General features: G+C 70.5%; 17 protein-coding genes. 3 read left to right on the top strand and 14 right to left on the bottom strand.

Annotated elements, in window-relative coordinates; translation table 11 throughout:
• Positions 1–2: 2 nt before the first annotated feature.
• The 3 genes from ACGFRG_RS30680 (at position 3) to ACGFRG_RS30670 (ending at position 3271) form a co-directional block, all read left to right on the top strand.
• Positions 3–1505, top strand: a complete 1503-nt coding sequence (locus ACGFRG_RS30680; protein WP_361425985.1) for a glutamine synthetase family protein — start codon at positions 3–5, stop codon at positions 1503–1505.
• 91 nt (positions 1506–1596) lie between these two features.
• Positions 1597–2883: an adenylosuccinate lyase gene (gene purB / locus ACGFRG_RS30675; protein ID WP_361425982.1), complete on the top strand. Its 1287-nt coding sequence runs from the start codon at positions 1597–1599 to the stop codon at positions 2881–2883.
• Entirely contained in the window at positions 2867–3271 is a 405-nt protein-coding gene (locus ACGFRG_RS30670) for a GNAT family N-acetyltransferase (protein WP_361425979.1), read from the top strand. The genes purB and ACGFRG_RS30670 overlap by 17 nt, the downstream gene beginning before the upstream one ends.
• Before the next feature lie 322 nt (positions 3272–3593).
• Here the strand turns inward: ACGFRG_RS30670 and ACGFRG_RS30665 are convergent, their stop codons facing one another.
• The 14 genes from ACGFRG_RS30665 to ACGFRG_RS30600 all read right to left on the bottom strand — a co-directional run bounded on the left by ACGFRG_RS30665 (position 3594) and on the right by ACGFRG_RS30600 (position 18088).
• A complete protein-coding gene (locus ACGFRG_RS30665) occupies positions 3594–4394 on the bottom strand; it encodes a response regulator transcription factor (protein WP_371655131.1) in 801 nt (266 codons plus the stop codon).
• Between the two features lie 692 nt (positions 4395–5086).
• The gene (locus ACGFRG_RS30660) at positions 5087–5383 is read right to left on the bottom strand and encodes an acyl-CoA carboxylase epsilon subunit (RefSeq protein WP_393269150.1); all 297 of its coding nucleotides are present in this window, start codon (positions 5381–5383) and stop codon (positions 5087–5089) included.
• Positions 5384–5411: 28 nt separating this feature from the next.
• A complete protein-coding gene (locus tag ACGFRG_RS30655; RefSeq protein WP_393269147.1) occupies positions 5412–6992 on the bottom strand; it encodes an acyl-CoA carboxylase subunit beta in 1581 nt (526 codons plus the stop codon).
• Between the two features lie 59 nt (positions 6993–7051).
• Positions 7052–7720: a 4'-phosphopantetheinyl transferase superfamily protein gene (locus ACGFRG_RS30650; protein ID WP_361429940.1), complete on the bottom strand. Its 669-nt coding sequence runs from the start codon at positions 7718–7720 to the stop codon at positions 7052–7054.
• 17 nt (positions 7721–7737) lie between these two features.
• Positions 7738–9018, bottom strand: a complete 1281-nt coding sequence (locus ACGFRG_RS30645; protein ID WP_361429939.1) for an MFS transporter — start codon at positions 9016–9018, stop codon at positions 7738–7740.
• 9 nt (positions 9019–9027) lie between these two features.
• Positions 9028–9906, bottom strand: a complete 879-nt coding sequence (locus ACGFRG_RS30640) for an alpha/beta hydrolase (protein WP_361429938.1) — start codon at positions 9904–9906, stop codon at positions 9028–9030.
• Between the two features lie 154 nt (positions 9907–10060).
• Positions 10061–11563, bottom strand: coding sequence for an FAD-dependent monooxygenase (locus tag ACGFRG_RS30635; protein ID WP_361429937.1), 1503 nt, complete (start codon positions 11561–11563; stop codon positions 10061–10063).
• Between the two features lie 92 nt (positions 11564–11655).
• Positions 11656–13128, bottom strand: coding sequence for an FAD-dependent monooxygenase (locus ACGFRG_RS30630; protein WP_393269142.1), 1473 nt, complete (start codon positions 13126–13128; stop codon positions 11656–11658).
• A 7-nt stretch (positions 13129–13135) separates the two neighbouring features.
• The gene (locus ACGFRG_RS30625) at positions 13136–14071 is read right to left on the bottom strand and encodes an aromatase/cyclase (protein WP_361429934.1); all 936 of its coding nucleotides are present in this window, start codon (positions 14069–14071) and stop codon (positions 13136–13138) included.
• A gap of 26 nt (positions 14072–14097) precedes the next feature.
• Positions 14098–14883, bottom strand: coding sequence for a 3-oxoacyl-ACP reductase FabG (gene fabG / locus ACGFRG_RS30620; RefSeq protein WP_361429932.1), 786 nt, complete (start codon positions 14881–14883; stop codon positions 14098–14100).
• 25 nt (positions 14884–14908) lie between these two features.
• Positions 14909–15175 carry an acyl carrier protein gene (locus ACGFRG_RS30615; RefSeq protein WP_361429930.1) on the bottom strand — a complete coding sequence of 89 codons (267 nt, stop codon included), beginning with the start codon at positions 15173–15175 and terminating at the stop codon, positions 14909–14911.
• A 104-nt stretch (positions 15176–15279) separates the two neighbouring features.
• On the bottom strand, positions 15280–16491 hold the full coding sequence (locus ACGFRG_RS30610) for a ketosynthase chain-length factor (protein WP_393269137.1): 1212 nt from the start codon (positions 16489–16491) through the stop codon (positions 15280–15282).
• A complete protein-coding gene (locus ACGFRG_RS30605; protein ID WP_361429926.1) occupies positions 16488–17762 on the bottom strand; it encodes a beta-ketoacyl synthase in 1275 nt (424 codons plus the stop codon). Before ACGFRG_RS30605 ends, ACGFRG_RS30610 begins: the two co-directional genes overlap by 4 nt.
• Positions 17759–18088, bottom strand: coding sequence for a TcmI family type II polyketide cyclase (locus ACGFRG_RS30600; RefSeq protein WP_188275490.1), 330 nt, complete (start codon positions 18086–18088; stop codon positions 17759–17761). The genes ACGFRG_RS30605 and ACGFRG_RS30600 overlap by 4 nt, the downstream gene beginning before the upstream one ends.
• Between the last annotated feature and the right edge of the window lie 380 nt (positions 18089–18468).

The raw sequence follows: 18468 nt of genomic DNA, 5'->3' as shown, positions 1-18468 counted from the left end.
CCATGTACTCCCGGTCGTGGTCCAGCCCCTTCTCCGAGGCGGGCGGCACAGGACGTCCCGCGTTCGTCACCGAGTTCGGCCTGTGGACCGACGAACAGGCCGCTGCGGCCGAGCAGATCGAGGCCTCGCTCGACGAGATCGACCTGGTCCGCCTCGCCTTCGCCGACCCGCACGGGCTGGCCCGCTCCAAGACGCTGACCGTGGACGCGTTCCGCTCGGTCCTGCGCAACGGCATGGACTTCAGCTCGGGCCCGTTCATCTTCGACACCGGCCACGCGGCCGCCCTGGACTTCCTCGCCGACCCGGGCGTCGGCGTCGACGAGATCGCGGGCGCGGGCAGCTTCGTGCTGGTCCCGGACCCGCTGACGTTCCAGGTGCTCCCCCACGAGGGACCGCGCACCGCGTGGGTGCTCGGTGACGAGTATCTGCGCGACGGCTCCCCGCACCCGCTCTCCGCGCGGAACGTGCTGCGCCAGGTCGTCGCCCGGTACGCGGCCCGCGACCTCACCCCGGTGCTCGGCCTGGAGGTCGAGTGGTACCTGACCCGCAAGCTCGCGGGTCCGCCCGGGAACGCGGGCAACGGCTTCGGCCTCCAGGGCGCGGCCCCCAAGGTCGAGGCGATGAACTCGGGCTACCAGTTCAACCTGGACGCCAACTACGACTCGGTGGCCCACTTCACCAGCCCGCTGGCGATGAAGCTGCTCGAACTCGGCCTGCCGCTGCGCTCGATCGAGCACGAGTCGGGCCCGGGCCAGATCGAGACGACCTTCAACCCGATGCACGCGCTGGACACCGCCGACGCGATGCTCCTGTTCCGCACCGTGGTCAAGCAGACCGCCGCGCGCCAGGGCTACCACGCCTCCTTCATGGCGCTGCCCCGCGTCGACAGCTTCGACCCGTGCGGCTGGCATCTGCACCAGTCGGTGATGGACAGCACGAACGGGCGCAACCTCTTCGCGGCCGACGGCGGCGGCATCTCGGACCAGGGCAAGGCGTACATCGACGGGCTGCTCTCCCGCGCCCGCGACCTGTGCCTGCTCTCGGTCCCCACCGTCAACGGCTACCGCCGCATGGGCGCCGACTTCTCGCTCTCGCCGACCCGTCTCGGCTGGAGCTACGAGGACCGCAGCGCGATGATCCGGGTGGTCGGCGGCGGCGCCGGCACGCACATCGAGAACCGGGTGGGCGAGCCCACCGCCAACCCGTACCTCAACATCGCCGCCCAGCTCTCCGCCGGGTTCGACGGCATGGCCACCGAGGTCGGCGCGAGCACGCGGGAGAGCGGCGAGGAGTCGTACGAGACGCTGCCGCAGGACCTCGGCGAGGCGCTGGAGGCCTTCCGGGCCGGTCAGGCCGCCGAACTGCTCGGCAAGCCGCTGGCCGCCACCCTGGCCAAGCTGAAGGAGAGCGAGCTGTCCCGCTACGAGGCCTGGCGCGCGGCCGAGCGGCCCGCCGACGGCCAGGTCACCGAGTGGGAGCAGCGCGAATACTTCGAGGCCTTCTGATGACGGCCCGTCCCCTCACGACGGCCCACGCACCGCTGGCGGTCCGTCCGATCCATTTGTCGACAAGCTCACCCTGGGGGTGCTGGCCCACATGATTCCCCGCTATACCCTGCCCGCGATGGCGGACATCTTCTCGGACCAGGCGCGGTACGCGACCTGGGTCCGGGTGGAGATCCTGGCTTCCGAGGCGCAGGCGCGCCTGGGACGGGTGCCCGAGGACGCGGTCGAGGACATGCGGCGGGCCAAGGTCCCGACGCCCGAGCGGGTGCAGGAGATCGAGCGCGAGCGCGACCACGAAGTGCTCTCGTTCCTCGCCGCGTACTGCGAGGACATCCCGGACGAGTCGGCCCGCTGGGTCCACCTCGGCATGACCAGCTACGACCTCGTCGACACCTCGCTGGGCTACAACCTGGCCCGCGCCACCGACCTGGTGATCGCGGCCGCGGTCGAGCTGCGCAAGGTCCTGGTCGAACGGGCCCTGGAGCACTGGGAGACGGTCATCGTCGGCCGCACCCACGGCGTCCACGCCGAGCCGACGTCCTTCGGCCACAAGCTGGCGCAGTTCGCGTTCGCGGTGGACCGCTCGATCACCCGGCTGCGCGCGGCGCGCAAGGCCGTGGCGGTGGGCACGATCTCCGGCTCGGTCGGCACGTACGCGCTGATCGACCCCTCCGTCGAGGCGTACGTCTGCGAGGAGCTGGACCTGGGGGTGGAGCCGGCCCCGAGCCAGGTCGTCGCCCGCGACCGGCACGCCCAGCTGATCCAGGCCGTCGCCGTGCTCGGCGCGAGCGTCGAGCAGATCGCCCTGGAGCTGCGGCTGCTGCAGCGCACCGAGGTCCGCGAGGTCGAGGAGCAGCGCACCTCGGCGTACCAGGGCTCCAGCGCCATGCCCCACAAGCGCAACCCGACCACCAGCGAGCGTCTGACGGGTCTGGCCCGGCTGCTGCGCGGTTACGCGACCACGGCCCTGGAGAACGTGGCGCTGTGGCACGAGCGGGATCTGGCCCACCAGTCGGTGGAGCGGGTGATCCTGCCGGACGCGCTGTCGGTGGGGCACTTCCAGGCCACGATGGCGGCCGACCTGGTCCGTAACCTCAAGGTGTTCCCGGAGCGGATGCGGGCGGGGATCGACCAGACCGACGGTCTTGTGTTCAGCTCTGCCGTACTCGCCGATCTGCTGGCCGACGGGGTGGAGCGGGAGAAGGCCTACCGGGCCGTCCAGTCCGCCGCCAACCGCACCATCGCGACCGGCGAGCACTTCGGGGACACGCTGCGGCAGGAGGGCATGGACATCGGCCAGCTCCGCCCGGAGCGTTTCCTCGTCAACCACGGTGTGATTCTCAAGCGATTGGAGCAGCTTCGTGACCTGGACGACTGAGCGGGTGGAGGGCGCCGACCTGGACCTGGAGGCGGTCCTCGACGTCTACCGCAGCTCCGGGCTCGGCGAGCGCCGTCCCATCGAGGACGTGGAGCGGTTCGCCGCCATGGTCCGCAACGCCAACCTCGTGGTGGTGGCGCGGGACGCGGAGGGCAGGCTCATCGGCATCGCCCGCAGCATCTCCGACTTCTCCTACGCGACGTACCTCTCGGACATCGCGGTGAGCGGCGACTACCAGCGCTCGGGCATCGGCCGCGCGCTCATCGACGCCACGCAGAAGGAGGCCCCGCAGGCGAAGATCATTCTCCTGTCGGCGCCGGCGGCGGTGGAGTACTACCCGCACATCGGCTTCACCCAGCACAACTCCGCCTGGGTGCTCAACCCGTAGGGCGACGACGGCAGTTCACGAAAAGGCCCCCGCGGCCCGGCTTCCCGGCCGGCCGCGGGGGCCTTTTCGCTGTGTTCAGTGTGTTGTTCAGGGGCCTGCCAAGGTGTGCGAGACGGCATGTTGCACGGAATTGATATTTACTGCGGTTACTGATAAAGAAGGCGGGACCCCAGGGGAGAAACAATACCCCCGGGACCCCGCCCGAAAACCCGTCTCACACTCGGCAATCATTTACCGGCTGCGGCACCAAAGAATTCTTCGGATATAAGACGGTTGTTCAACTTGTTTTTCCGTTGCGCACACCGGGCGGAAAGACGGAAATTCACCCGTTGCCCAGCTTGAAACCGACCCCGCGCACAGTAATGATCCAGCCGCTGTCGCCGAGTTTTCCCCGAAGGCTGCTGACATGGGTGTCGACAGTACGGCGGGACCAGGAGTCCCCCCAGACCTGCTGGAGCAGGCGCTTTCGCGGAATGACCGTGTCCGGATGGGACGCGAGCAGGCAGAGCAGATCGAATTCCTTGCGGGTCAGCCCCACCTCGCGGCCGTCCAGGCTCACCTCGCGGGAGCTCACGTCAATGCGCAACCGCCCGTGCAAGATCTCTCTGGCAACAGGCGGTTGGAACCTGGCGCGACGCATGACGGCTTCGATCCGTGCCATTAATTCCCGGAAGCCATAGGGCTTGACCACATAGTCGTCTGCACCGGCCTGTAGGCCGAGCACACAGTCGAGCTCGGAGCCCCGGGCAGTGACGATGATCACAGGGATGCCGCTCACGGAGCGGATGGCCCGGCACACCTCCAGCCCGTCCAGGTCCGGGAGTTCGAGGTCGAGGAGGACAAGGTCCACGTCCTCGTACGCCTGCAGCGCGGTGCTACCGCTCTTCACGCCGATGGCCTCGTGGCCGTGCCTGCGCAGCCGGCACACCAGGGACTCCGCGCCGTCGACGTCGCTGTCGACCACGAGGATCCGCCGGCCCCGCGAGAGGCCGGCCACCCTGCGCACCGCTTCCGACACGCCCTCTTCGATCAGGTGTGGTCCACCGGGACCACGCTGGACAGGTATATGAGGCTCCAGCACTGCCTCTGACGAACTCTGAGTCATGCCTCCCCCGCGAGTCATGTCCCTCCCCCATCTGAGTGAGTCCAATATGAGATCCGATCCAGATCTCACCGACGAACCTACAGACCGCTGCTACGGAATTCAAAGAGGTTCGAGCAAATAACAAATAAACTGTGTCGGTTATTGAGCGGGATCGGACAGGCTGCCTGCTCGTTTCCATACGTGATCACGATCAGGAGCCCTCGTCAACCAGTCCCCGCCATGCGGAAGCGGAAGACCGGCACAACTGACGATTCAACCAAGCGTAACTCGCCGTGACTCGCATAAACCGGCCATCTTGGCGCAGCTCTGATGTTGGCAGAGTCATGACATGACGTTCGCCACATCGGCCTGCCCGTATACAGAATTCCGGCGGGTCTGCTGACGGCGTGTTAAATAACGGGTGTCCAAGTGGCGCCATGATGGCCGTTGGCTGAATTTCGCCTGCCTGCGCCTCAGTCGGGCGCCGCCGGAGCGCCCCGGCGCTCCGTGTGATCGGGCAGTAGCTTGCAGTACGGCAACACCTGCATGACGAAGACCCCCATTCACCGCACAGAATGGTCGTCCGGCCGAGCGCGTGTCAAGTAAAGCCCGCAGGGCCCGAACAGGGGCGCACCCCGGGCGGTGCCGCCCTGCCGGGGCGGCCCGCACGGGGTGCGCGCTTACTGTCGTGGTGGGTAAATCGCCGTATTCCTACGGCAATTGACGCATCGTCAAACGAGTGCGGGACCGCCCGCGCGCCAGGTGCGCGGGCCGTCGAAGCCGGGTGCCCGCTCGGTGCGGCGCCAGCTCGCGGAGCGCCGCTGCCGCGGGATCAGGACACGGGCGGCCTCCCGCCGCGCCTCGATCGCGGAGAAGTGGGCGAAGAACAGCGCCGCCAGCGCCGCGAGTTCCTCCGGATCGGGGTTGCCCCGCTCGACCCGCAACAGCTCGCGGCAGTGCTCCAGGGTCATCCCGGCGGACTCGGCGGCGGGCTCGGCGGGCTCGGTGAACTGGGTCATCTCGCTCATGTCGTGCACCTCTCTGTGGTCGTCGGGTCTACTGGGGCGGGTTGCCGTGCTTGCGGCGGGGCAGCTCGGCGTCCTTGGCGATGAGCATCGTGACCGAGCGGCACAGCACCGAGCGGGTCTCGCGCGGGTCGATGACGTCGTCGACCAGACCGCGCTCGGCCGCGAAGTAGGGGTGTACCAGCTCGTTCTTGTACTCGTCGATCTTCTGCTTGCGCATCGCGTCCGGGTCCTCGGCCGCGGCGATCTCCCGCCGGAACACCACGTTCGCCGCGCCCTCGGCGCCCATCACCGCGATCTCGTTGGTGGGCCAGGCGAACGACAGGTCGGCTCCGATGGAACGCGAGTCCATCACGATGTAGGCACCGCCGTACGCCTTGCGCAGCACCACCGAGATACGAGGCACGGTCGCGTTGCAGTAGGCGTAGAGCAGCTTCGCGCCGCGCCGGATGATGCCGTCGTGCTCCTGGTCGACGCCCGGCAGGAACCCGGGCACGTCGACGAGGGTGATCAGCGGGATGCTGAAGGAGTCGCAGAACTGGACGAACCGGGCGCCCTTCTCGCTCGCCTTGATGTCCAGGACACCGGCCATGGCGGACGGCTGGTTGGCGACGACGCCGACGACATGGCCGTCCAGCCGGGCCAGGGCCACCACCAGGTTGGGCGCCCAGTTGGCGTGGATCTCCATGTACTCGCCGTCGTCGACGAGCTCCTCGATCACCCCGCGCACGTCGTACGAGCGGTTGCCGTCGGCCGGCACCAGATCGAGCAGGGCGGTGCCCTCGCGGTCCACCGGGTCCGAGGTCTGCGCCAGCGGCGGCATCTCCCGGTTGTTGGACGGCAGCAGGGAGAGCAGATAGCGCACCTCGGCGAGGCAGCTCTCCTCGTCGTCGTACGCGAAGTGCGCCACGCCCGAGGTCCCGGCGTGCACATCGGCGCCGCCGAGTCCGTTCTGGCTGATCTCCTCGCCCGTCACGGCCTGGACGACGTCCGGGCCGGTGATGAACATCTGCGAGGTCTCGCGGACCATGAACACGAAGTCGGTCAGCGCGGGCGAGTACGCCGCGCCGCCCGCGCACGGGCCGAGCATCACGGAGATCTGCGGGATGACACCCGAGGCCCGCGTGTTGCGCTGGAAGATGCCGCCGTAGCCCGCGAGCGCGCTGACGCCCTCCTGGATCCGGGCGCCCGCGCCGTCGTTCAGCGAGACCAGCGGCGCGCCCGCCGCCAGCGCCATGTCCATGATCTTGTGGATCTTGGCGGCGTGGGCCTCGCCGAGCGCGCCGCCGAAGATCCGGAAGTCATGGGCGTAGACGAAGACCGTACGGCCCTCGACCGTGCCCCAGCCGGTGATGACACCGTCCGTGTACGGCTTCTTGGCCTCCAGGCCGAACCCGGTGGCGCGGTGCCGCCGCAGCTGCTCGACCTCGGTGAAGCTGCCCTTGTCCAGGAGGAGTTCGATCCGCTCGCGTGCGGTCAGCTTGCCCTTGGCGTGCTGCGCCTCGGTCGCCTTGTCGCTGGGACCGCGTACGGCCTGTTCCTTGCGTTCGCTGAGTTCGTCCAGCCGGTCGGAGACCTCGGCGGAGGACTGTGTGGTCGGCGTGGTCGGCATGGTTCGTTTTCCCCCTGTGTGGTTGCGGAATCCTGGAGCGGAATCGACTGCCTTCTCGATCAGGTCGGGTGGTGGCGGAGCGCGGCCGCGGCCGCGTAGCCCGGCTGTACCGGCACGTTGCGCACCGTCCAGCCGGCCGGGCGGGCCGCGGCCGTCTCGCCCAGATAGTCCGCCGCGGGCGAGCGGGTGAGGCCGGTGCCCAGGCCCTTGAGGTAGGCCTCCTTGCGGGTCCACAGCCGCGCGAACGCCTCCGGGCGCTCCGATGCGGGCAGAGCGCGCAGTTCCTCGCGCTCGCGCGGATGCAGCCTGGGCAGGACCACCTCGACCGCCTCGGGCGACGGGACGCGCTGGACGTCGACGCCCACCGGGTCCGCCGCGACCCCGATGGCGATCAGGCCGTGGCTGTGCGAGAGGTTGAAGTGCAGCGGGACCGGCGAACCGATCAACTGCGGCTTCCCGTAGGGCCCTTCGGCCCGGCCGAGCGGCACCCGGCTGGGCTCGTGCCCGGTGTACTCGGCGAGCACGCGCCGCAGGGTGGCGTGCGCCGCCACGTACTGGCGGCGGTCCCTGTCGTGGACGAAGGTGGCCGCGCGGGCCGCCTCCAGCTCGTCCAGGGCCTGCATCAGCGGGCACACCGGCGCCGCGTCCTCGACGGGCGGCCGGAAGACGACCAGATGCAGCAGGCCCGCTCCGGGCGGCGCCTTCAGCGGCGTCACGGTGGCGTTCACCGGTGTCACGGTCGCGTTCACCGGCTCACCGCCTCGGGCTCGCCCTCGGGCGCGGCCTTCTTCGCCGTCGTCACGTCGTCGGACGCCTCCTGTCCCGTACGCCGGTCGAAGGCCAGCGCCGTCAGGGCGGCCGCCAGCGAGACCAGGCCGCCCACGTAGAACCCCGAGCGGGCGCCCAGGTGTTCGGCGAGCCAGCCGATGAGGAGCGATCCCAGCGGGGTGGAGCCCTGGACGATGAGCGTGTAGAGCGCCATCACCCGGCCCCGGTACTGCGGGTCGCTGCCGAGCTGGACGCGGTGGTTGGCCGCCTGGACGAAGTAGATGGTCGCCCCGCCGGTGAGCGAGAGCAGCACGATCGCCGAGACGAAGTTGGGCGCCCAGCCCGCCACCGTCTCCAAGGCCGCGAACGCGATCGCCGAGGCGACCACCAGACGGCTGGAGGGGCGGCCGCGGCGCGCCGTGGTGATGAACGCGGCGACCAGGGAGCCCGCCGCGAAGCCGGTGGTCAGCAGCCCGAACGAGGCCGCGTCGGCGTGGAAAACCGTTTTGGCATACAGCGGCAGCGTCAGCTGGAAGTTGAGCCCGACGAGCGAGATCACCCCGATCAGGGCGAGCGGCAGCTTCAGATCGGGCCGGCTGCGGATGTACCGCAGCCCGTCGATCACCCGGGGACGGGTGTCCTGCCGTGCGCCGCGCAGCAGTTCGTCCGGCCGCATCATCCGCAGCCCGGCCACCGTGGCCAGATAGCTGACGGAGTTGAACAGCATGACCCAGCCGGTGCCGAAGCCGGTGATGAGCAGCCCGGCCAGCGCCGGGCCGACGACCCGGGCGGTGTTGAAGTACGCGGCGCTCAATGCGGAGGCGTTGGGCAGCAGTTCGGGGCCGACCAGCTCGCTGACGAACGCCATCCGGGTCGGCACCTCGACGGCGTTCACCATCCCGAGGCCGAACGCGCACAGCCAGATGTGCCACAGCTGCACCGCGTCCGCGAACGCGAGCAGCGCGAGCACCAGAGCCAGCGCGCCGGACGCGAGATTGGCACAGGTCAGCAGGAAGCGCTTGTCGTAGCGGTCGGCGAGGCGCCCGCCGTACAGGGTGAGCAGCAGCAGCGGGGTGAACTGCAGCGCGGTCACCACGCCCAGCGCCGTACCGGAGTTGTCGGCCAGGCTCAGGACGATCCAGTCCTGGGCCACGACCATCATCCAGGTGCCCGCGACGGAGACCACCTGCCCGGCCGCGAACAGCCGGAAGTTCCGTACGGACAGGGAACGGAAAGGGGTTGCCAGAGTGCTGGTCATAGGCTCGGATCACCCATCGCGTCCCGCCCGCGTGATGCAGTCCTCCAGGAACGCGAGGGTGCGCAGGTGGTAGGAGCGGGCCGCCCAGCCGAGGCTGATGTTGTGACCGGCGTCCGGCTGGCGGTCGACGACGATACGGGGCGAGGCGGTCAGCTGGGCGGCGAGGTCGGCGAGGTCCTGCTCGCCGTGCAGCCACCAGCCCTCGTGCTCGGCGAAGGTGAGCCGGACCGGGATCCGCACGCGCGGCGCGAGGGCCGCGAACAGCTCGGGCCAGCGCTTGAGTTCACTCGCCTCGCGCTCCGGCATCGGCGCCACCAGGGAGCCGCTGCTGCGGAAGGTGTCCGGCGGGTAGAGCCGCAGCGGGCCCCAGTGCCGGGCGATGTGCTTGAGGCCCTTGCGCAGCACGCCCGGGGTGACGGCGTAGCGGTGGCCGCAGCCGGAGATGTCGATGCCGAGCAGGCCGTCGCCGGTGCAGTGCGCGGCGGCCGACAGGGCGAGCTTGCCGCCGAAGGAGTGGGCGACCAGCAACACCCCCGCGCCCGTCGGGTACTTGGAGGTGAAGTCGTCGATCCCGGCCCGCAGCACCTCGGTCTGCTCGGCGACGGTGAGCCCGTCCGGCAGCTGGGCGGCGGAACGGCCGTAGCCGGGCCGGTCCACCGCGAGCACGGTGTAGCCGAGCCGGGCGCCGAGGGTGAGCAGGGACAGCTCGGGGTGCGCCTGACCGTCGAAGTACCCGGCGCTCATCCCGCCGCCGTGCACGGCGACGACGGTGGCGCGGGGGGTCCCTTCCGGCTCGCACAGCAGCGCGGACAGCGTGACTCCCCCGGCGTCCAGGGTGATCCTGCGAACGCCCTGGGAGACCGCGCCCGGTGCGAGCGTGCTTTCCATCAATGCCCCCGTTTGCGTTGACTGTTGAGTGGGCCGCCTGCCCCGCGCCCGAAGGGGCGCGGGGCTGTGACATGTGCGGCTTCGCCGCGTGGGCGCGAGCAACCCGGGACGGCTCGCAGACGCGAAACCGCCTTCGGGACCGAGTGAGTGGGCGTCACACCCCGGCCGGACCGAACCAGCGCTCAAGAGCCGGAGCAAGGCCTTCGGCCGTGTCCGCGGCCCACGCCACATATCCATCGGGCCGTACGAGCACGGCAGCCGCACCCGCGAGCGGATCGGTACCGCCGTCGACCGGCTTCGGCGCCGCCGTGACGACGTCGACGCGCCCCGACCACCCGGCGGCCGCGTCCCGCACCGCCGCGTCGTCGGCGAAGTCGAGCAGCACACCCCGCGCCGCGTGCAGCAGCGCGACGGTGCTGGTCTCCCCCGCCGCCCCCACCAGCCGCCGAGGCGGAATCCGGCGCCCCACCAGCGGGTGCGCGTCACCCAGCTCGTACCGGATGTCCAGACCACTGACGATCCCGGCGAGATGGCGCTTCACGTCGTCGTACTGGATGAGCTCGCCGAAGAGCTGGCGCAGCGGCTCGGCCTCGGGTCCGCCGAGGAACACCATGCCCTGGGCGCGGGTGTTCATCAGCAGCCGGGCACCCACGGGGTGGCGCTCGCCGTGGTACGTGTCGAGCAGCCCCTCGGGCGCGGTCCCGGCGACCGCCGCGGCCAGCTTCCAGCCGAGGTTGGCCGCGTCCTGGACGCCGGTGCTCAGGCCCTGGCCGCCGGCCGGGAGGTGGATGTGGGCGGCGTCGCCGACCAGCAGGACCCGGCCGCGCCGGTACTCGGAGGCCTGGCGGGTGGCGTCGCTGAAGAAGCTGACCCACTCGGCGCCGCCGTGCGAGATGTCCTCGCCGGTGATCGACTGCCAGGCGGCGGCGACCTCCTCGAAGCTGACCGTGTCGCCGCTGGCGCGCGCGGGCGTGCCGTCCGGGCAGACGATGATGCGGTCGACGCCCTCGGCGAGCGGGGCCGCCATCACCATGCCGTTGTTCAGCCGCTCACCGAGGAAGCGCGGCTTGAGGTTGCAGCCGGTCACATCGGCCAGGAACATCGCCCGGGTGGCCGAGGTGCCCGGGAAGTCGAACCCGGCCGCCTCGCGCACCACGCTGCGGCCGCCGTCGGCGCCCACGAGGTAGGAAGCGCGCAGCTTCCGTACCGAGTTGGGCGTCTGCACCTTGATCTCGACGCTGTCGCCGTCCAGGTAGCCGTCGGCTATCTCCAGGAAGTCCCAGCCGCGCCGGATGTCCACGCCGAGCTCGGTCGCCCACTCCTCAAGGACCGTCTCGGTGATGTTCTGGGGAATGCCGCGCGCCCCGAAGTGGGCGCCCTCCAGGACGGTGTAGTCGAACTGCACACCGCCGAAGTGACCGAGCGGGCTGATCTCCAGCGTCTCGCCCTGGCCGAACCGGGGCAGCAGCCCGCGCTGGTCGAAGATCTCCATGGCGCGGGCGGTGAAGCCCAGGCCCCGGGACTGGCCGGTGGGCTTCGTCAGCCGTTCGACGACGACGACGTCCGCCCCGCCGAGGCGCAGTTCCCCGGCGAGCATGAGGCCGGTCGGACCCGCGCCGACGATGATCACATCGGTGTCCACGGCTGTCCCCTCCATAGTGTTCCCTTTCCTGGACGTGCCCTGTCGTGCTGTGAGGTGGAGTCGTACGGTCGTGCGCGGGGGTGGGGGGTTTCTCGCGGTACGGGAGCTCAGTGCGAGGGGCCGAACCAGCGCTCCAGGGCCTCCCGCAGCCCGGCGCCGTCGGTGTCCGGGGCGCCGGCCCAGGCCACATGGCCGTCGGGCCGGACCAGGACGGCGCCCACCGAGTCGAGGGCGCCGCCCTTCTCCGGCACGGCGGGCAGAGCGGTGACCCGGTCCGCCCAGCCGGCGGCGTCCGACAGCACCGCACTGCCACCGGACAGGTCGAGGAGCACACCGCGTGCGGTGCGCAGCAACTGGGCGGTGCTCAGCGGGCCTTCGCCGGTGGTGAGACCGGCGTCCGGCAGCCGTGCGCCGAGCAGCGGGTGCTCGGGGCCGCCCACGTCGTAACGGATGTCGAGGCCGCTGATCATCCCGGCGAGGTGCGCCCGGACGTCGTCGTACGGCAGGAGCTCGGTCAGCACCGCGCGCAGCGGCTCGACCTCCTGGCCGCCGAGCAGCAGCATGGCCTGTGCCCTGATGTTGGAAAGCACCCGCCGGCCGACCTCGTGCCGCTCGCTGTGGTACGTGTCGAGCAGGCCCTCGGGGGCCGACTCGCCGAGGTGCAGAGCCAGCTTCCAGCCCAGGTTGAAGGCGTCCTGGAGGCCCAGGTTGAGGGCCTGGCCGCCGATCGGCATCTGCCGGTGGGCCGCGTCGCCGGCGAACAGGATCCGGCCGTCGCGGTAGTGCGTGAGCTGGCGGTTGGCGTCGCCGAACGAGTTCGCCCACAGCGGGGTTCCGCCGCTGATGTCCTCGCCGGTGACGCGCTTCCAGACCGCCGCGATCTCGCCGAACTCCGGGTCGCCGGTGCGGGGTTCGGCCCGGGAGCCGAACTCGTGCACCATCACCCGGGTCACCCCGTCGCGGGTCGCCGCGATGGCGAGCCCGGCGGGCAGCCGCTCGAAGCGGCGGCCCGGGATGGTGACACCGGCCACGTCCGCGCGCAGCAGCTCGCGGCCGGCGTCGTTGCCCGGGAACTCGGCGCCCGTCAGGCGGCGCACGGCCGACTCCTCGCCGTCGCACCCGACGAGGAACCGCCCGCGCACCACGACCGTGCCCTCCGGCCCGGCCGCCCGGGCCTCGACGAAGTCGCCCTCGTCGGACACGGCGACCAGCTCGTGGCCGCGCCGGATGTCCGCGCCCAGCGACAGCGCCCACTCCTGGAGCAGCGCCTCGGTCCGGGTCTGGGGCATCTTCCACTGCCCCGGGAAGGGGCTGGGCAGCGTGAGGTCCATCGGGATGCCGCCGAAGTGGCCGCGCGGCTCGTTCGGCGGCGTCCCGAACAGGTCGAGCAGGCCGCGGCTGTCAAGGAGCTCCATGGTGCGGGCGTGCAGCGTGGAGGCCCTCGACTCCGTGGTGGGCGTGGCCCGTTGTTCCAGTACGACCACGTCGGCGCCGCCAAGACGCAGCTCACCGGCGAGCAGAAGCCCGACGGGGCCGGCGCCGACGACGATGACCTGTGTGTCCAGGCGGTCCGGGGTCATCTGTGGCTCAGCCCTTCGACTCGGCGTACGTCTTGGCGTGGTTGAGCGTCGCCGTGCTGTTGGTGGACAGCGCGGTGTGCACGTACTCACGGGCGTCCGCGACGGTGGCCTCGGGGCCGAGGATCTTCGCGATGTTGTCCGTGTTGAGCGTGACGGTGTGCTGCGAGGAGGCGGCCGTGCCCTCGGGCGTCTCCTCGAACGTCCAGATCCCGGTGTGCAGGGTCATCAGCGCGGGCAGCGTGACCTGCTTGTACGCGATCTTGTGGTGCGGGAAGGTCACCCGGTACGACTTGGTGGTGTGCACCGAGCCGTCCTTGGCGCGGGTGTCCATCTCCAGGGTCTGCAGCCCCGGGGTGTCCTCGGTGAGCCGGACGACGGCCACGTGCGGCAGCCGCTCGGACCACAGGTTCGCCTCGTTGATGAAGTCGTACAGGTCCTTGGGCGAGCCCTGGACGATGACGGTGTCGGTGAACGAGAACGTCACCTCCTCGGTCGCGTGGGCCAGTTCGACGTTCTGCTTCAGCGCGGCCAGCTCCGAGCGGCTGTTCTTGTCGACCGCCTCGTCGATCCAGGCCAGCCCCTCGGGGTCGTCGTCGATCGCCCGGTAGTCGTGGAGCAGCCGGACCCGCGAGGTGGTCTCGCCCAGGGTCTCGATGATCCAGGTGCCGCCCATCGCGGCGACCGGCGGCGTGGTGACCTCCTGGCGGAAGGTGATCCGCAGCGCCTCGGGGTCGAGCTCACGGTGCGAGGTCCAGTTCTTGGCCTCGCCGTTGGCGGTGGCCCAGATCCGGATGCGCTCGTGGTTGTCGTGCTCGCCCACCTGGTCGACGTAGATCGTCGGCGGGAAGATCCGCGGCCAGTTGGTGACCTCCGCCAGCAGCCGGTACACGGCGGCGGCGGGGGCCTCGATGGTGATCTCGTGCTCGACCTCGCGGGTCGTCATATCCGCTGCTCCTTCGGGTACGTGGGCTAGAAGTTGCCGAGGCCGCCGCAGACGTTGAGCGCCTGCGCGGTGATGGACGCGGCCGTGTCCGAGGCGAGGTAGCCGACCAGACCGGCGACCTCGTCCGGGGTGGAGTAGCGGCCGAGCGGGATCTTGGACTGGAACTTCTCCAGGATCGCGTCCTCGGAGGTGGAGTACGCGGCCGCGTAGCCCTGGCGCACGCGCTGCGCCATCGGCGTCTCGACGTAGCCGGGGCAGACGGCGTTGACCGTGATGCCGGTGGGCGCGAGCTCGTTGCCCAGGGCCTTGGTGAAGCCGACCACACCGTGCTTGGAGGCCGAGTACGGGGCGCCGAGCACCACGCCCTGCTTGCCCGCGGTGGAGGCGATGTTGATGATCCGGCCGCGGTCCTTGTGGCGCATGCCACCGGTGTTCAGGACCTCACGGGTGACCCGGAAGACGCTGTTCAGGTTGGTGTCGATGACGGCGTCCCACAGCTCGTCCTCGATGTCGGCGGTGACGCCGCCACCGGAGCGGCCGGCGTTGTTCACCAGCACGTCGACGGTGCCGAAGCGGTCGACGGCCGCCTGGACGAAGGCCTTGACGCTGGCGGCGTCGGTGACGTCGAGCGCCGAGCCGTCGGCCTCCAGGCCCTCGCCCTGGAGCTGCTTGACCGTCTCGGCGACGTTGTCAGCGTTGCGCGCGCCGATGAAGACCTTGTGGCCCTGCGAGCCGAGCAGCCGGGCGACGGAGAGCCCGATGCCGCTCGTGGCACCCGTGACCAGCGCGACCCGTGCGGTGTTCTCGGTCATGATTCCTCTTCCTTGTTCGAGCGGCTCAGGCGGCGGACGCGGCGGACAGCTGGGCGTTGACGACCTCGATGAGGGCGCGCGGGGTGACCGCGTCGGTCAGCGCGTCGTCGTCCAGCGAGATGCCGTACTCGCGCTCGATGCGGCCGCCGGTCTCCAGCAGGGCGAGCGACTCGTATCCCAGGACCTCGAACTCGGTGTCCAGAATGTCGCCGTCCAGGTCGACGCCCTCGTCGGCGCCGGCTGCCTCAAGGAGGATGCGCTTGAGGTCGTCGAGGGTGAACGTGGTGGCCATGGGATTTCCCTTTCCTAGGTAAGTACCGCGCCCCGAAGGGGCGCGGGGAACTGCGCGACCAGCCACAGACGGCCTGCAGTCGAACAACGCACTCCCGCGGAGCGCTACGCGGCGCGCACGACCACCGCGGAGTTGAACCCGCCGTAGCCGCGGGCCACGACCAGCGCGGTGCGCACCTCGGCGGTGCGCGGCTCGCCGGTGACCAGATCCAGGTCGTACTCGGCGGCCGGATCGATGTGCACGGTCGGCGGGATCAGACCGTCCTTCATGGCGAGGAAGGCGGCGGCCAGGTCCAGCGGGGCGGCGCCCGAGTAGAGCCGTCCGGTCATCGTCTTGGGAGCGGTGACCGGCACGCCGCGGGTGCCGAACACGGCGTTGATGGCCTCGGCCTCCTGCCGGTCGAGCTCGGGGTCGGCGGCCGCGTCGGCGAAGACCACGTCCACCTCACCCGGGGCGACCCCCGCGTCCGCCAGGGCGAGTTCGATGGCCTTGCGCAGCCCCGGCGGGCGGCCGGAGCCGGCCTTCGGGTCGATGGTCGAGCCGTAGCCGGAGATCTCGCCGTAGACACGGGCGCCACGGGCGCGGGCCGACTCGGCGTCCTCCATGATCAGGATCGCGCCGCCCTCGCCCGCCACATAGCCCGAGGCGTCGCGGTCGAACGGCAGATAGGCGCGGGTCGGCTCGTCGCTGGTGGAGAGCCGGTCGCTGGCCAGCTGCGCCACCCAGCCCCACGGGCAGACCGAGGCGTCGATGGCGCCGGACACGATCACGCTGGTGCCCTTGCGGATCTGCCGCCGGGCCTGCGCCACCGCGTCGAGCCCGCCGGCCTGGTCGCTGACGACCACGCCGCTGGGGCCCTTCATCCCGTTGCGGATGGAGATCTGGCCGCTGTTGACCGCGTAGAACCAGGCGAAGGACTGGTACGCCGAGACGTACTGGCTGCCCTTGGACCACAGCGCCTGGAGCTCGCCCTGGCCGAACTCGAAGCCGCCGGCCGCGCTCGCGGTCACCACGCCCATGTCGAACTCGCCGAGTTCGGAGGGGGTGATGCCCGCGTCGGCGAGCGCCCAGTCGGCGGCGACGAGCGCCAGCCGGGTGACCCGGTCGGTCTGCGGGAGCAGGCGGCTGGGCAGCAGGTCCTCCGCGACGAAGCCCGGGACCTCGCCGGCCAGCTTGGCCGGGTAGGACGACGGGTCGAAGCGGGTGATACGGCCGATGCCGCTCTTGCCACCGACGGTCGCCGCCCAGTAGTCCTGGATGCCGAGTCCGTTGGGGGACGCCACCCCCAGGCCGGTGACCACCACGGACGACGTCATGCGAGCTTCCTCTCGGGACGGGCGAGCACCACGGCACTCTGGAATCCACCGAAGCCGCTGCCGACCGAGAGGACCGCGTCGGTCTTGCGGTCGCGGGCGGTCAACGGGACGTAGTCCAGGTCGCACTCGGGGTCGGGCGTGTGCAGGTTGGCCGTGGGCGGTACGACGTTGTACTCCATGGCGAGCGCGGACGCGGCGATCTCGATGGAGCCGATCGCGCCGAGCGAGTGCCCCACCATCGACTTGATGGAGCTCATCGGCGTCCGGTAGGCGTGGTCACCGAGGATCCGCTTGACCGCCGCCGTCTCGTGGCGGTCGTTCTGCTTGGTGCCGGAGCCGTGGGCGTTGATGTAGTCGATCTCGTCGCCGTTCATCCGCGCCTCGTCCAGCGCCACGCGGATCGCCTCGGCCATCTCCGCGCCGTCGGGGCGCAGTCCGGTCATGTGGTACGCGTTGGAGCGCGTGGCGTAGCCGGCGATCTCCGCGTAGATGTGGGCGCCTCGCTTGACGGCGCTCTCCAGCTCCTCCAGGACGAAGAACGCGGTGCCCTCGCCCAGGACGAAGCCGTTGCGCGAGTTGTCGAACGGCCGCGAGGCCGTCTCGGGCTCGTCGTAACGGTTCGTCGTGGCCTTGATCGCGTCGAAGCACGCCATGGTGATCGGCGAGATCGGCGCGTCCGAGGATCCGGCGATCATGACGTCGGCGGAGCCCTCGCGGATCAGCTCGACGGCGTAGCCGACCGAGTCGATGCCGGAGGTGCAGCCCGTGGAGACCACGGTGCTGGGGCCCTCGGCGCCGACCGCCCAGGCCACCTCGGCCGCGAACGAGCTCGGCACCAGGTGGTTGTAGAGGTGCGGGGCCGCGTACTGGTGGTCCACGAGGTCGAGCCGGCCGCCGTCGCTGACGACCCGGTACTCCTCGTCCAGGCCCATGGTGGCGCCGACCGCGCTGCCGACCGTGACACCGACCCGGTACGGGTCGAGGCCGGCGAGCTCCAGACCGCTGTCGGCGACCGCGCCGCGCGAGGCGACGACCGCGAACTGGCCGGCCCGGTCCATGCGGCGGACCTCCTGCGGGCTCAGACCGTGCTCGTACGGGTCGAAGTCGATCTCGGCGGCCACCCGCGAGCGGAACGGCGTGGGGTCGAAGAACGTGATCCCCCGGGTCGCCGTGCGGCCCTCGCTGAGGAGGCTCCAGAAGTTCTTGGTGCCGATGCCACCGGGGGCGAGGACCTCCATCCCGGTGATGACCACCCTGCGAGGCGTTGTCACGCGCGCCCCTCCCAGTTGTAGAAGCGCGTGGCCATGGCGTCGGCGGGCGAGCGCCAGGTGGCCGGGTCGTACGCCTGGATGAACGGCTTCAGGTCGTTGCTGATCCCGATGAACCGCGGGTCGTTCTTCGCGGCCTCGATCAGCTCACCGCCGTTGTCCGCGTCGAAGTCCTGCAGGTGGAAGTAGAGGCCCCGGTAGGAGAACAGCTGGCGGCGCAGCGTTCCCATCCGGTGCGGCATCTCCGTCGCGTCGAACTCGGCGAAGAGCTTGGCGACGTCGGTGCTCGAACCGGGTTCCATGCGGGCGACGATGAGCGTGCTGTGCATACGTATTCGCTCCTCAGCGGTTGCGGTTGATCCGGCACTGGCTCCGCCTCTTGCGCGTACGACGTCGGACGCGCCCGAATGCGAGGGCCATGAGCGGGAGTTGAGCGAGAGGATCAGCGGTGGCGAACCACGCCCCGGATCATGCATTCAAGGGTCCGCTGAGCGGGCATGTCCTTTCAAGGCGCCCCGGTTCAGGTCTACGTCCGGTTCGGTCAGGTTCCGCAAATGTCCCGCAGCCATGTCAGAGAACTCGCAGCGAAGAGCAGCGAGTCGGCGCGGAATTGTCACGTCGGCGTCAGGTGCCGTCAGGTTGCGAACCGGACCGTCTTGGCGGCGGAAAGGGGCGCGACCGGGCCCCAAAACGCCGGAACGCCCGGCTC

It is taken from the genome of Streptomyces sp. NPDC048696, from assembly GCF_043198895.1.
Lineage (GTDB): Bacteria > Actinomycetota > Actinomycetes > Streptomycetales > Streptomycetaceae > Streptomyces.
The sequence above is the reverse complement of the archived record's forward strand: the minus strand, read 5'-3'. Positions and strand labels throughout refer to the sequence as shown.

Excerpts from the sequence above, each read along its gene's own strand:
- ACGFRG_RS30680 (WP_361425985.1), top strand. The coding sequence starts at position 3 with ATGTACTCCCGGTCGTGGTCCAGCCCCTTCTCCGAGGCGGGCGGCACA.
- purB (WP_361425982.1), top strand. The coding sequence starts at position 1,597 with ATGATTCCCCGCTATACCCTGCCCGCGATGGCGGACATCTTCTCGGAC.
- ACGFRG_RS30665 (WP_371655131.1), bottom strand. The coding sequence starts at position 4,394 with ATGACTCGCGGGGGAGGCATGACTCAGAGTTCGTCAGAGGCAGTGCTG.
- ACGFRG_RS30660 (WP_393269150.1), bottom strand. The coding sequence starts at position 5,383 with ATGAGCGAGATGACCCAGTTCACCGAGCCCGCCGAGCCCGCCGCCGAG.
- ACGFRG_RS30655 (WP_393269147.1), bottom strand. The coding sequence starts at position 6,992 with ATGCCGACCACGCCGACCACACAGTCCTCCGCCGAGGTCTCCGACCGG.
- ACGFRG_RS30645 (WP_361429939.1), bottom strand. The coding sequence starts at position 9,018 with ATGACCAGCACTCTGGCAACCCCTTTCCGTTCCCTGTCCGTACGGAAC.
- ACGFRG_RS30640 (WP_361429938.1), bottom strand. The coding sequence starts at position 9,906 with ATGGAAAGCACGCTCGCACCGGGCGCGGTCTCCCAGGGCGTTCGCAGG.
- ACGFRG_RS30635 (WP_361429937.1), bottom strand. The coding sequence starts at position 11,563 with ATGGAGGGGACAGCCGTGGACACCGATGTGATCATCGTCGGCGCGGGT.
- ACGFRG_RS30630 (WP_393269142.1), bottom strand. The coding sequence starts at position 13,128 with ATGACCCCGGACCGCCTGGACACACAGGTCATCGTCGTCGGCGCCGGC.
- ACGFRG_RS30625 (WP_361429934.1), bottom strand. The coding sequence starts at position 14,071 with ATGACGACCCGCGAGGTCGAGCACGAGATCACCATCGAGGCCCCCGCC.
- fabG (WP_361429932.1), bottom strand. The coding sequence starts at position 14,883 with ATGACCGAGAACACCGCACGGGTCGCGCTGGTCACGGGTGCCACGAGC.
- ACGFRG_RS30615 (WP_361429930.1), bottom strand. The coding sequence starts at position 15,175 with ATGGCCACCACGTTCACCCTCGACGACCTCAAGCGCATCCTCCTTGAG.
- ACGFRG_RS30610 (WP_393269137.1), bottom strand. The coding sequence starts at position 16,491 with ATGACGTCGTCCGTGGTGGTCACCGGCCTGGGGGTGGCGTCCCCCAAC.
- ACGFRG_RS30600 (WP_188275490.1), bottom strand. The coding sequence starts at position 18,088 with ATGCACAGCACGCTCATCGTCGCCCGCATGGAACCCGGTTCGAGCACC.